This window comes from Streptomyces sp. NPDC048734 (assembly GCF_043198675.1).
Taxonomy (GTDB): domain Bacteria; phylum Actinomycetota; class Actinomycetes; order Streptomycetales; family Streptomycetaceae; genus Streptomyces.
Genome location: NZ_JBICUZ010000003.1, coordinates 553,705 through 567,340, shown reverse-complemented (window position 1 = coordinate 567,340; position 13,636 = coordinate 553,705). Strand labels below are relative to the sequence as shown.

Below are 13,636 nucleotides of genomic sequence, written 5' to 3'. Positions count from 1 at the left end.
CGGTCACCGTGATGGCGCCCAAGTCGGTTCGAGGGCGGCCTCTTCCGGTCCCGGCACATCAAGTTCCGTGACTTCCGGCGATGTTGACGAAATGCTCTCACCCACACGGTGGTTGTCCACAGATTCGCCAAGTTGCCTGTGGATAAACACAGTCGCTTGTGGATCAAACATCGGGAGCAAAACTCCGTGCGTGATCCCTGTCTCTCCCGTCATGCTGATCGGATGGACGAAAGACGCACCGTGAAGGTGTCGAAGTACCTCTCCAAGCACCTGCGCCACCAGCCCGAGCGCATCGGCCTCACCCTCGACGAGGCCGGCTGGGTCGAGATCGGGACGCTCATCGCGGCAGCCGCGGCCCACGGTTTCCCCTTCACGCGGGACGAACTGGATCACGTCGTCGCCACGAACGACAAAAGGCGCTTCGCGGTCGAGGGCACCCGCATTCGTGCCAGCCAGGGCCACAGCATCGACGTGGACCTCGCCCTCCCGGCGGCGACCCCACCGCCGTACCTCTACCACGGCACCGTGGCCCGGTATCTGGAGGCGATCCGGGCCGAGGGACTGCGCCCCATGAACCGGCACGACGTGCATCTCTCCGCCGACCGCGAGACCGCGACCCGGGTGGGCGCGCGCCGGGGGCGGCCGGTGGTGCTCACCGTGGACGCGACGGCCATGCGCCGCGACGGACACGTCTTTCACGTGAGCGCGAACGGAGTCTGGCTGACGAAGGCCGTGCCGCCGCGCTACCTGCGGTTTCCTGGCCCGCACTGAGCTTCGCCGGTCCCTGATCATGCCGCTGCCGCGCGATCACGTGCACAAGGCCGGCCGAGGACTCACGCCGTGACGCGCCCGGCACGCACGGTTGCGGTTTCACGTGAAACACCGTCGGCCGCATACGCTCGATGACATGAGTCTGCGACTGAGCACCGTGATCCTCCCGTACCGCCGCTGGCACGAGGGCGGCCGTTCGGCCTGGACGCGCGCCGAGCAGCTCGGCTTCCACACCGGGTACACCTACGACCACCTGTCCTGGCGCAGTTTCCGGGACGGCCCCTGGTTCGGCGCGATCCCGACACTGACCGCCGCCGCGTCCGCCACCGAGCGACTGCGTCTGGGCACCCTGGTGACCTCGCCGAACTTCCGGCATCCAGTGACCCTCGCCAAGGACCTGATCTCCCTGGACGACATCTCCGGCGGTCGGGTCACCCTCGGGATCGGCGCGGGCGGCACGGGCTTCGACGCCACCGCCCTTGGGCAGGAGCCGTGGACACCCCGCGAACGAGCCGATCGATTCGGCGAGTTCGTGCCTCTCCTGGACCGGCTGCTCACCGAGGACTCGGTGTCCTACGAAGGCAACTTCTACTCGGCACACGAGGCGCGCAACATCCCCGGGTGCGTGCAGCGCCCCCGGCTGCCCTTCGCCGTCGCCGCGACCGGCCCGCGCGGACTGAGGCTCGCCGCACGCCACGGCCAGGCCTGGGTGACCACCGGCGACCCCAAGCTGTACGAGAACGGCACCCCCGAGCAGTCGGTCGAGGCCATCCGCGGACAGGTCGAGAAGCTCACGGACGCCTGCGTGGCACTCGGCCGGGACGTGGCCACCCTGGACAAGATCCTGCTCACCGGATTCACCCCGGACCGCGGAGGGCCGCTGGAGTCCCTGGACGCCTTCGTGGACTTCGCGGGCCGCCACCAGGCGCTCGGCTTCACGGAGATCGTCATCCACTGGCCCATCCCGGAGTCCGACTTCGCCGCGGATCAGAAGGTCTTCGAGCGGATCGCCATGGAGGCCCCGACACAGCTGCGCTGACCTCGGTACCGGCTCCTCCCCGCCGACCTGCGATGTCGGCCGGCGTGACTCATCCGTGCGGGCTCTCGCACGACCGTGCGCATCGATACGGGAGAATGACCGGGTGACCTCAGCGACTCGACAGCCCGAGACCCCGGCCGCCGCCACTCCGCCGCGGCTGATCGCCACCGATCTCGACGGGACCCTGCTGCGCGACGACAAGTCGGTGTCCCCACGCACCGTCGCGGCCCTCGCCGCCGCCGAGGAGGCGGGTATCGAGGTCTTCTTCGTCACCGGCCGCCCCGCCCGCTGGATGGACGTCGTCAGCGACCACGTCCACGGGCACGGCCTGGCAATCTGCGGGAACGGTGCCGCCGTGGTCGATCTGCACGGCGGTCCCGGCACCCACCAGTTCGTGAAGGTGCGCGAGCTGGCCCGTGAGAACGCGCTGGACGCCGTACGGCTGCTGCGCGAGGCGGCGCCCGGGACCATGTACGCGGTCGAGCAGACGTACGGCTTCTACCAGGAGCCGCAGTATCCCAAGATGCATCTGGAGATCCCCGACTCCCTCGCGACCGCCGAGCAGCTGCTGGCACCGGACGCGCCGGGAGCCGGTGAGCCGGTCCTGAAGATCCTGGCGTTCCATCCCACGCTGGACCCCGACGCCTTCCTCACGTTGGCCCGGCTGGCCATCGGCGACCGCGCCAACGTCACCCGCTCCAGCCCCAGCGCGCTGCTGGAGATCAGCGGTCCCGGTGTCTCCAAGGCCAGCACGCTCGCCCTGTGCTGCGCGGAGCGGGGCATCTCGCACGACGAGGTCGTCGCGTTCGGGGACATGCCGAACGACGTCGAGATGCTCACCTGGGCGGGCCGTTCGTACGCCATGGGCAACGCGCACCCGGACGTGATCGCGGCAGCCTCCGGGCAGACGGTGGCCAACAACGACGACGGGGTCGCCGTCGTCATCGAGCACCTGATCGCCGAGCGGCTCCAGGCTTCCGGCTGAACCAGGTGCCGGGGCGCTACCTCACGGGCGCCCCGTGTGCCGCCAGCCACGGCACCGGGTCGACGGCCGACCCCATGTCCGGGGTGACCCGCACCTCGAAATGCAGGTGCGGGCCGGAGGAATTGCCGCTGGTGCCCGACTGACCGATCCACTGTCCGGCCGATACGTTCTCGCCCTGGTCGACGGCCACCGACGCCAGGTGGGCGTACTGCGTGTAGTAGCCGCCCGGGTGCTGGAGCACGATCTCGATGCCGAAGGCCCCACCGCACGACACCCGCACCACGCGGCCCGTGCCGGCCGCCTTCACCGGCGTGCCGATCGGCACCGCGAAGTCCTGACCGGTGTGCCGGCTGGCCCAGCGGGCGCCGCCACTGCCGAAACTCGCGGACAGGGTGTAGCCGTCGACCGGCACGACCCACTCCCGCGGGTCATGGGTCGGCAGCCGGTCGAACCGCTCGGCGCCGCGACAGGCACCGGCGGCGACCGAGGCGTCCGCCTGCCCCTGCAACTGCCACCGGACCTGTTCCAGCTTCTGCTCGATGCCTGTCTTCAGAACGGCGAGTTCGGTGTTGCGCCGCTCCAGCGCCTGCCGTGCCCGCACCGCCCTCGCCTCGTCGGCGGCCAGCCGGGTCTCGGCCCGCCGGCTCTTGCCGATCGCGTTGTCCACCACCCGGTTCGTCCGCGAGAGGACGTGCTGACCCCGCATCAACGCGTCGGGGCTGCTCGACAGGACGAGCTGCGCGGCGACGGGCAGCCCTCCGCTGCCGCGGTACTGGGCACGCGCGATCCGGCCCAGATCCTCGCGCAGCACGGTGATCTCCTGCCGCTCGAGGACGAGGAGTTGCTCCAGCCGCTGGGCCTTCGCCCGCTGTTTCCCGGCCTCGACGCGCCCCTCCTGGTACCGCTGGGTGGCCACGGCCGCCTCCTCGTACAGCCGCGCCACCTGCGCGCTGAGTCCGGAGCCGGGTCCGCCGGGGCCGTCACCGCCCGGCGCCCCGTCGGCGGTCGTGGGCCGCGCCACCAGCACCAAGGCCGCGCACAGCAGAGCCGGAACCAGCAGTGGACGAAGGCGAGATGAGCGCATGCCAGCGATCTTGTCCCGGCCGACCGCCCCAGGTCTTGTTCTGGTCATACCCCTGGGGGACCAGCGACTCCGAATGGCCGAGTGCGGGCCGTGCCGGGCGCTCACTCAGGACGGGAGCCCGCGGCCGCCGCGCCGACCGCGGGAGGGGGGGTCACCCCACCCGCACCAGCAGCTCCGTCGCCGCCTCACGCTCGACCATCTCGCGCAGCGGTCCCTCCACGGAGGCCAGTTCCGCGTACACGCCGCGTTGCACGATCCGTCCCTCGTCCAGGACGACCACCTCGTCCACCGCGTCGAGTCCGGCCAGCCGGTGGGTGATGAGGAGCGTGGTACGGCCTTCGGTGGCGGCCAGCAGATCCGCCGTGAGCGCGTCGGCGGTCGGCAGGTCGAGATGCTCGGCGGGCTCGTCGAGCACCAGGACGGGGAAGTCGGCAAGGAGCGCGCGGGCTAGGGCGAGCCGCTGGCGCTGCCCGCCGGAGAGCCGGGCACCGTGCTCGCCGACGAGCGTGTCGAGCCCGTCGGGCAGTTCGTCCGCCCACTCCAGCAGCCGGGCTCGCGCCAGCACGTCGCGCAGGTCGTCCTCGGTGGCGTCCTTCTTCGCCAGCAGCAGGTTCTCGCGGACCGAACTGTCGAAGAGGTGGGCGTCCTGTGCGCACAGTCCGACCATGCGCCGTACGTCGTCCCCTTTCAAGGCGTACGCATCCACCCCGCCGAGCGTGTACGAGCCCGCTCCGGAGTCCAGGAAGCGCAGCAGCACCTGTGCGAGCGTCGTCTTGCCGGATCCGGAGGCCCCGACGACGGCGATCCTCCGACCCTGCTCCACGGTGAGGTCGACGCCGGCGAGTGCGTCCCGCTCCTGTCCCGCGTGGCGGGCGGACAGTGCCTTGAGGACGAGCGGGAACGGCGACGTGGGTACCCGGCGGGACGGCTCGGGCTCCCGCACAGGCTCGGGAAGGTCAAGTACCTCGTACACGCGCTCCGCGCTTCTGCGCACCCGCTGGCGGTACTGGACCGCGAGCGGCAGCCCCATGACCGCCTCGAAGGCGGCGAGCGGGGTGAGGACGACCACGGCCATGGTCACTCCGCCCAGCCGTCCCGCATCGACGGCCTGCGCACCCACGAGGGCGGCGCCGGCCACCGTCAGTCCGGAGACGAGCGCGGTCAGCCCGCCGCCGAGCGCTGTGGCGGTCGCGGCGCGCGAGGCGATCCGGGTGAGCGCGGAGTCCGCCGCCCGGACCGCGGCCGTACGGGCGGGCAGGGCGCCCGCGACGGTCAGTTCGGCGGTGCCGGTGAGCAGGTCGGCGGCGCGGACGGCAAGCGCCCCTCGTGCCGGGGCGAGCCGGTGCTCGGCCCGGCGTGCCACGGCACCGGTGACCAGCGGGACGCCCACCCCGGCGGCGAGCAACCCCACGGCGAGCACGGCCCCCGCCTCCGGCAGCAGCCACGCCGTGAACGCGACGGACCCCGCGCAGACGACGACTGCGGACGCGGCGGGCAGCAGCCAGCGCAACCAGTAGTCCTGGAGGGCGTCCACATCGGCGACGAGCCGCGTCAGCAGGTCGCCGCGACGCGTGGTGCGCAGCCCGGCGGGGGCGAGCCGCTCCAGCCGCCGGTAGACGGCGACCCGGGTGTCGGCGAGCATCCGCAGCACGGCGTCGTGCGACACCAGACGCTCGGCGTACCGGAAGACCGCCCGTCCGATACCGAAGGCCCTGGTCGCGGTCACGGCCACCATCAGATAGAGGACCGGCGGCTGTTGCGAGGCACGTGAGATGAGCCAGCCGGAGGTGGCCATGAGGCCGACGGCGCTGCCGAGAGCCAGGCTGCCGAGGAGCAGCGCGAGACCGAGGCGTCCACGCCGGGCACCCGCCATGCCCCGGACCCGGGCGAGGACCCCACCCCCGGCCGGGCCGGTCCGCACCTCCTCCGGCGTCTGGACGGCGGGCACGGCGTCTTCCCGGACGTCTCGGGAGCCTTGGCGTGGTGCCGTCACGGGTCCTCGTGTCACCGTGCCCTCCGCCTCGAGCCGCACCACCCGGTCCGCCACCGCGAGCAGCGCCGGACGGTGCACCACCAGCAGGACCGTCCGGCCGATCGCCAGCCGTCGTACGGCCGCCACGACCTCCGCCTCGGTCTCCCCGTCGAGCGCGGCCGTGGGCTCGTCCAGCAGCAGCACGGGCCGGTCCGCGAGGAACGCCCGTGCCAGCGCGAGCCGCTGACGCTGACCGGCGGACAGCCCGGCCCCGTCCTCGCCCAGCACCGTCGTGGCGCCGTCCGGCAGCGCGTTCACGAACTCCAGCGCACCCGCGTCCCCGAGCGCCCGGCGTACGGCGGCGTCATCGGCGTCGGGACGCGCCAGCCGTACGTTCTCGGCGATCGTGCCGGCGCAGAGGTGCGGGTGCTGCGGGACCCAGGCGATCCGGGAACGCCACTGCTCCAGGTCGATGTCCGCGAGGTCGGCTCCTCCGACACTCACCCGGCCCTCGGCCGGCCGGACGAAGCCCAGGAGGGCGTTCAGCAGGGTCGACTTGCCCGCGCCGCTGGGCCCGACGAGTGCCACCGTCTCTCCGGGGTCGACGGTGAAGGACACGTCCGAGACGGCATCGGCGGAGCGTCCGGGGTAGCGGACCGTCACGCTCTCGAAGGCCACGCCGCCCGTCGGTACCGCGCCCGTGCCCGACACCGGCACCGGCGTTTCCAGGACCTCGAAGATCTCCTCTGCCGCGGCGAGCCCTTCGGCGGCCGCGTGGAACTGGGCCCCGACCTGCCGCAGCGGGAGATATGCCTCGGGCGCGAGCACCAGAATGACCAGGCCGGTGTACAGGTCCATCTCGCCGTGCACGAGCCGCATGCCGATCGTCACGGCGACGAGGGCCACCGAGAGCGTCGCCAGCAACTCCAGTGCGAACGACGAGAGGAAAGCGATCCGCAACGTCCGCATGGTCGCCTGCCGGTACTCACCGGTGATTCGACGGATCGACTCGGTCTGCGCCTTGGCCCGCCCGAACACCTTGAGCGTGGGCAGTCCCGCGACGACGTCCAGGAAGTGGCCGGACAGCCGGGACAGCAGTCGCCACTGGCGGTCCATCCGTGACTGCGTGGCCCAGCCGATCAGCACCATGAAGACGGGAATCAGCGGCAAAGTACCGGCGATGATCGCGGCCGACACCCAGTCCTCGGTCACGATCCGCGCCAGCACCGCCACCGGCACCACCACTGCGAGACCCAACTGCGGCAGATACCGCGAGAAGTAGTCATCGAGGGCGTCCACGCCCCGGGTGGCGAGCGCGACCAGCGAACCGGTCCGCTGCCCGCTCAGCCACCCCGGGCCCAGCCGGGCCGCCCGATCCAGCAGTCGGCCCCGCAACTCCGACTTCACCGCGGCGCTCGCACGGTGTGCGGAGAGTTCGGTGAGCCAGGAGACCAGCGCCCGGCCGACCGCCACCGCCACCAACCACATCAGCGGTGCGCGAAGGTCCCCGACCGGTCGGCCCTGCTCGAACGCGCCGACCACCACCTCGGCGATGAGCATCGCCTGGGCGATCACCAGCACCGCCCCGATGGCGCCCAGGCCGACGACCGCCATCAGGAAGAAGCGGGTGGCGCGGGCGTACCGGAGGAGACGCGGGTCGATCGGTTTCACGTGGAACACACCTTTTTCATCAAGAGGCATGTTTCACGTGAAACGTTCGTTTCACGTGAAACATGCCTCACCTCGGTCTCAGTGCGCGGCCTCAGCGATGTGCTGCGTACCGATCCGCTTGCGGAACACCCAGTAGGTCCACCCCTGGTACACCAGGACGACCGGCGTGGCGAGTCCCGCGCACCAGGTCATGATCTTCAGGGTGTACGGGCTCGACGAGGCGTTGGTCACCGTGAGGCTCCAGTCCGCGTCGAGCGAGGACGGCATGACGTTCGGGAAGAGCGTCAGGAAGAGCATCGCGACGGCAGCCACGATGGTGAGGCCGGAGAGAGCGAACGACCAGCCCTCACGACCCGCCTGATTCGCCACGAGTGCCGCGACCAGGGCGGCGACTGCCACCACCAGGGCCACGAGGCTCTTGCCGTCACCACTCTCGATCTGCGTCCACAGCAGGAAGACCAGCGCGGACACGGCGGTCGCCAGACCGACCTTGGTTGCGAGCTGTCGCGCCCGTTCCCGGATGTCACCGACGGTCTTGAGAGCCGTGAACACCGCGCCGTGGAAGGTGAACAGCGTCAGGGTCACCAGACCGCCGAGCAGCGCGTACGGGTTGAGGAGGTCTCCGACGCCACCGACGTACTCGAAGTCCTGGTCGATCTTCACGCCGCGCACGATGTTGCCGAAGGCCACGCCCCACAGGAACGCGGGAAGGAGCGAGGTCCAGAAAATGGCGTGCTCCCAGTTGCGCTGCCAGTTCTCCTCGGGCCGCTTGGCCCGGTACTCGAAGGCGACGCCCCGCACGATGAGACAGACCAGGATGAGCAGAAGCGGCAGGTAGAAGCCGGAGAAGAGCGTGGCGTACCACTCGGGGAAGGCGGCGAAGGTCGCACCACCCGCAGTGAGGAGCCACACCTCGTTACCGTCCCAGACGGGTCCGATGGTGTTGATGAGCACCCGCCGCTCGGGGCGGTCGCGGGCGAGCAGTTTGGTGAGGATGCCGACCCCGAAGTCGAATCCCTCCAGGAAGAAGTAGCCGATCCACAGGACGGCGATGAGGATGAACCAGACGTCGTGCAGTTCCATGACTGTGCAGCTCCCTCGGCCTAGTAGGAGAAGGCCATCGGCTTGTCGGCGTCACGGAAGTCGCCGCCGATCTTCGTGGGCGGGTTGAGGTCGGCCTCGGTCAGCTCGGGCGGACCGGCCTTCACGTACTTCACGAGCAGCTTGACCTCGACGACGGCGAGAACGGCGTAGAGCACGGTGAAGGTGATCATCGACGTGAGGACCTCGGCCTGGGAGACGCCGGGGGAGACGGCGTCCCGTGTCTGCATCACGCCGTACACGACCCAGGGCTGGCGGCCCATCTCGGTGAAGATCCAGCCCCAGGAGTTGGCGATCAGCGGGAACGCCATGGTCCACAGCGCCAGGAGCCAGTAGAGCCGGGTGAGCCTCGGCCCGAGGGGCTTCTTCAGCAGGACCAGATGCGGCACCTCGTCCTCCCCGGTCCGCAGGGCGGCCGGCAGCAGGAACCGCTTGCGGGTGAGCCACAGCCCGGCCAGACCGAGGGCGAACGATGCCATGCCGAAACCGATCATCCAGCGGAAGCCCCAGTAGGCCACCGGGACGATGGGCTTGTAGTCGCCGGGTCCGAACTGCTGCTGGAGCGCTTCGTTGGTGTCGTTGATACCCGGCACGTACGACTCGAAGTCGCTGTGGGCCAGGAAGGACAGCAGGCCAGGGATCTCCAGGGCGACCTTGTTGTGGCCCTCGTCGACGTCCCCGTACGCGAACACGGAGAAGGGCGCGGGCTCCTCCCCGTCCCACAGTGCCTCGGCTGCGGCCATCTTCATCGGCTGCTGTTCGTACATGACCTTGCCGAGGGTGTCGCCGCTGACCGCGGTGAGCAGTCCGCCGACCGCCAGGGTGACCAGGCCGAGCCGTAGGGAGGTCCGCATCTCGGGGAGGTGCTTCTTGCGCATCAGGTGGAAGGCGGCAATGCCCACCATGAAGGCGCCACCGGTCAGGAAGGCCGCCGAGAAGCTGTGGAAGACCTGGTTGAGAGCGGTGTTCTGCGTGAGGACGCGCCAGAAGTCGGTGAGCTCCGCGCGGCCCTTCGCCTCGTTGATGCGGTAACCGACGGGGTGCTGCATCCAGGAGTTGGCCGCGAGGATGAAGTAGGCCGACAGCAGCGTGCCGATCGAGACCATCCAGATGCAGGCCAGGTGGATCTTCTTGGGCAGCTTGTCCCAGCCGAAGATCCACAGGCCGATGAAGGTGGACTCGAAGAAGAAGGCTATGAGGGCCTCGAACGCCAGGGGAGCGCCGAAGACGTCACCGACGAAGCGGGAGTAGTCCGACCAGTTCATGCCGAACTGGAACTCCTGCACGATGCCGGTGACGACACCCATCGCAATGTTGATCAGAAAGAGCTTGCCCCAGAACTTCGTCGCCCTGAGGTACTTCTCCTTGTCGGTACGCACCCAGGCGGTCTGCAACCCGGCGGTGAGCGCCGCGAGCGAGATCGTCAGGGGGACAAAAAGGAAGTGGTAGACAGTGGTGATGCCGAACTGCCAGCGCGCCAACGTCTCCGGCGCCAGAGCCAGGTCCACGTCGTCAGTCTCCTTACGTAACCACGCGAGCGGCAATTTGCCCCTTGTGCCACGCACACCGTCGGAGCAACCGGACACGCTTGTGAACGCGTTCACATTCACAAGCAATTATGCCGCATGCCCGTTCGATCTTGGATGGGCGGGGGGGGTCCCTAACCCGGACCGGCGGGCCCGCCAGGAGTGGACCACTCGGCCCCTGGCGCAAAAAGGCGTCCCGGTTTCACGTGAAACCGGGACGCCGAACGCTGCGACCTGGGCCGGAACCTTCCTCCGCGCCCTCGGGTAACTCTTCGCGCCTACACGTACGCCTCAGCGCTCGGGCCTAAAAGTGATCCTCACGGAACGCCTCAGCCGCCTTGAGGAAGATGTCGTTGGCCTCGGTCTCCCCGATCGTGACCCGAACACCCTCGCCAACGAACGGCCGGATCACGACCCCCGCCTGCTCACAGGCCGACGCGAAGGCAGCCGTGCGCTCACCCAGCCTCAGCCACACGAAGTTGGCCTGCGTCTCCGGCACCGTCCAGCCCTGAGCGCGCAGCCCCTCGACCACCCGGTTGCGCTCGCAGACCAGGGAACCGACCCGGCCGAGCAACTCGTCCTCGGCCTGCAGCGAGGCGATCGCCGCCTCCTGCGCGATCTGGCTCACCCCGAACGGCACCGCCGTCTTGCGCAGCGCCGCCGCCACCGGCTCATGGGCGATCGCGAAACCGACCCGCAGCCCGGCGAGCCCGTACGCCTTCGAGAACGTCCGCAGGACACAGACGTTCGGCCGCTCCCGGTACAGCACGACACCGTCCGGCACCTCTGTGTCGCGGACGAACTCCCGGTAGGCCTCGTCGAGCACGACCAGGACGTCACCCGGCACCCGGTCCAGGAACCGCTCCAGCTCGGCCCGCCGCACCACGGTCCCCGTGGGATTGTTGGGATTGCAGACGAAGATCAGCCGGGTCCGCTCGGTGATGGCGTCGGCCATCGCGTCCAGGTCGTGCACATCGCCGGCCGTCAGCGGCACCCGTACCGAGGTCGCACCGCTGATCTGCGTGATGATCGGGTAGGCCTCGAAGGACCGCCACGCGTAGATGACCTCGTCGCCCGGCCCCGCCGTCGACTGGATCAGCTGCTGGGCGACGCCGACCGAGCCGGTGCCCGTGGCGATGTGCGAGGCCGGCACGCCGAAGCGCTCGGACAACTCCTCCACCAGGCCCGAGCACGCCATGTCCGGGTAGCGGTTGAACGACCCGGCGAGGGCCGTGACGCGCTCCAGCACGCCCGGCAGCGGCGGATAGGGATTCTCGTTGGAGGACAGCTTGTAGGCCACGGGACCGCCCGCCGCGGCCGGCTTGCCCGGCTTGTAGGTGGGGATTCCCTCCAGCTCGGCGCGCAGCTTGGGGCTTGTCTCGCTCACCGCAGTCCTCCTCGTGACCACCACCGGCTCAATACTGCTCACCTTATGAGGATTCGGCCCGCATGCGTACAGCTGGAGACGCACCTCCCTCGGCGAAACCCGTGCGGGGCCACCACGTGCCACCCGCATCAGCGGCATCCCCGCACGAAGGCGGACGAAGGCGTGCACGCTGGGGGCGCGCTGTACATATATCTACGCGCCGGTGGCTCGCGCCGTGGCGCGCATCCCTCGTGCAGGTGAGTTGAGACCTCTTCGAAACATCGGCACCTTGGCAGGCTCATCCCTTTCCACGCGCCACGTCCTGACGTAAAAGGGATCAACTACCTTTCTTTCCAAGGCACTTGATCCCTTCTGTCCATGCAGAAACGTGCCTGTCAATGCGTGCATATGCGTCCGCCCTACCCCACCGGATGAGCCCTACTATCGGCTCGCCATGACAGCAGCAGGGAAGCACCAGGTGAGCCGCGCGGAAACCTCACGCCGAGGCAACCGGCCGGGCCGAGCGGGCATCAGGGACGTGGCCGCCGCCGCCGGAGTCTCCATCACGACCGTCTCCGACGCCCTCAACGGCAAGGGCAGGCTCCCGGACGCCACCCGACGCCACGTCCGCGAGGTCGCCGAACGACTGGGTTATCGCCCCTCGGCCGCGGCCCGAACCCTCCGTACCGGCAAGTCGGGCCTCATCGGTCTGACCGTGACCACCTACGGGGATGAACCTTTCACCTTCACCGAGTTCGCGTACTTCGCCGAGATGGCGCGGGCCGCCACCTCCGCCGCGCTCGCCCGCGGTTACGCCCTCGTCATCCTTCCCGCGACCTCGCGCCACGACGTGTGGTCGAACGTCGCCCTGGACGGCACGGTCGTGATCGACCCGTCCGACCAGGATCCGGTGGTCGGCGAACTCGTCCGGCAGGGGTTACCGGTCGTCTCCGACGGCCGTCCGGCCGGCCCGCTCCCGGTCACCGCATGGGTGGACAACGACCACGAGGCGGCCGTCCTCGACATCCTCGACCATCTGGCCGCCGCCGGCGCCCGCCGTATCGGCCTCCTCACCGGCACCACCACCGACACCTACACCCACCTGTCGACCAGCGCGTATCTGCACTGGTGCGAACGCGTCGGCCAGGACCCGGTCTACGAGGCCTACCCGGCCCACGATCCGTGCGCGGGCGCCGTCGCCGCCGACCGGCTGCTGGCCCGGCCCGACCGCCCCGACGCCGTCTACGGCCTGTTCGACCCCAACGGCACCGATCTCCTCGCCGCCGCCCGCCGCTACGGCCTGCGCGTACCGGAGGACCTGCTGCTGGTGTGCTGCAGCGAGTCCACCGTCTACGCCAACACCGAACCGCCCATCACCACGCTGTCGCTGAAGCCCCGGCGCATCGGCACCGCGGTGGTGCAGCTCCTCATCGACGCGATCGAGGGCGTCGAGTCCGACCGGCCGGTCGAGCAGGTGATACCGACGGAACTGATCGTGCGTACCTCGTCCCAGCGACGTTCGCCGCGCACGACGGTCAGCCCACCCCGGGTACCGGACGAGAAGTAGGGACATGCGGGCGATCAGCGGGGTGCTCGGGTCGGAGGGCCAAGACAGGTCGGACGGCCTGATTCCGGTTCTAGGCAGGGGGCGTGGGGGCGAGCCTGCGGTGGCCCCGCCGGTCGGGCGGCCACGGAGGAACCGCGGTCACGCGGCCGCGGAGGCAAGGGCGGACGGGGTCGACCGCGGCCGGCCGGTGCTTGCGGAGGCCGCCGGGGCGAGCCCGTCGAAGGGAGCTGTTCCGACGGTGGCGGCTTCCCTGCTCGCCGGCACCGGAATCGGCCGGCGGCAGCCGGGGGAAGCCGACCGGCGTCACCCGGAATCCTTCGAACGGATGATCGTCCCCGGCTCGCGCCCCACCCCGCTCCGCCACGCAACACGCCCCCCGGACGGCGCGGCGGCGCCGGCCTCACGTGGGCCGAGGGTGTAAGCACGGTGTGCACTGGGTGAGCGAGTACTGCCGAAGCCCGACCCAATCGGGGCGAAAGCCGCGGTGAACAGGAGCCTTGCTCCGATTCACCACCCCTGGGTCATCACACGGCACGATCCGCATTCCTATGATG

The 13,636-nt window shown here is 70.0% G+C and carries 9 protein-coding genes; 4 read left to right on the top strand and 5 right to left on the bottom strand.

Annotation, left to right across the window (positions count from 1 at the left end):
• Positions 1-222 precede the first annotated feature (222 nt).
• The 3 genes from ACGFQC_RS11535 (at position 223) to ACGFQC_RS11525 (ending at position 2,795) form a co-directional block, all read left to right on the top strand.
• Complete coding sequence (locus ACGFQC_RS11535; protein ID WP_363092354.1) at positions 223-771, top strand: RNA 2'-phosphotransferase; 549 nt, start codon at positions 223-225, stop codon at positions 769-771.
• A gap of 136 nt (positions 772-907) precedes the next feature.
• Complete coding sequence (locus tag ACGFQC_RS11530; RefSeq protein WP_363092353.1) at positions 908-1,810, top strand: LLM class flavin-dependent oxidoreductase; 903 nt, start codon at positions 908-910, stop codon at positions 1,808-1,810.
• A gap of 103 nt (positions 1,811-1,913) precedes the next feature.
• Positions 1,914-2,795 carry a Cof-type HAD-IIB family hydrolase gene (locus ACGFQC_RS11525; RefSeq protein ID WP_363092352.1) on the top strand — a complete coding sequence of 294 codons (882 nt, stop codon included), beginning with the start codon at positions 1,914-1,916 and terminating at the stop codon, positions 2,793-2,795.
• 16 nt (positions 2,796-2,811) lie between these two features.
• On the opposite strand, the gene ACGFQC_RS11520 is transcribed toward ACGFQC_RS11525, so the two are convergent.
• The 5 genes from ACGFQC_RS11520 to hisC form a co-directional block, all read right to left on the bottom strand.
• Entirely contained in the window at positions 2,812-3,879 is a 1,068-nt protein-coding gene (locus tag ACGFQC_RS11520; RefSeq protein WP_363092351.1) for a M23 family metallopeptidase, read from the bottom strand.
• 151 nt (positions 3,880-4,030) lie between these two features.
• A complete protein-coding gene (gene cydD, locus ACGFQC_RS11515) occupies positions 4,031-7,522 on the bottom strand; it encodes a thiol reductant ABC exporter subunit CydD (protein WP_363092350.1) in 3,492 nt (1,163 codons plus the stop codon).
• Positions 7,523-7,600: 78 nt separating this feature from the next.
• Entirely contained in the window at positions 7,601-8,605 is a 1,005-nt protein-coding gene (gene cydB / locus ACGFQC_RS11510) for a cytochrome d ubiquinol oxidase subunit II (protein WP_363092349.1), read from the bottom strand.
• A 20-nt stretch (positions 8,606-8,625) separates the two neighbouring features.
• On the bottom strand, positions 8,626-10,131 hold the full coding sequence (locus tag ACGFQC_RS11505) for a cytochrome ubiquinol oxidase subunit I (RefSeq protein ID WP_363092348.1): 1,506 nt from the start codon (positions 10,129-10,131) through the stop codon (positions 8,626-8,628).
• Positions 10,132-10,453: 322 nt separating this feature from the next.
• Positions 10,454-11,536, bottom strand: a complete 1,083-nt coding sequence (gene hisC, locus ACGFQC_RS11500; RefSeq protein ID WP_363092347.1) for a histidinol-phosphate transaminase — start codon at positions 11,534-11,536, stop codon at positions 10,454-10,456.
• Between the two features lie 433 nt (positions 11,537-11,969).
• On the opposite strand from hisC, the gene ACGFQC_RS11495 reads away from it, so the two are divergent.
• Positions 11,970-13,082, top strand: coding sequence for a LacI family DNA-binding transcriptional regulator (locus ACGFQC_RS11495; protein ID WP_363092346.1), 1,113 nt, complete (start codon positions 11,970-11,972; stop codon positions 13,080-13,082).
• Positions 13,083-13,636: the final 554 nt, after the last annotated feature.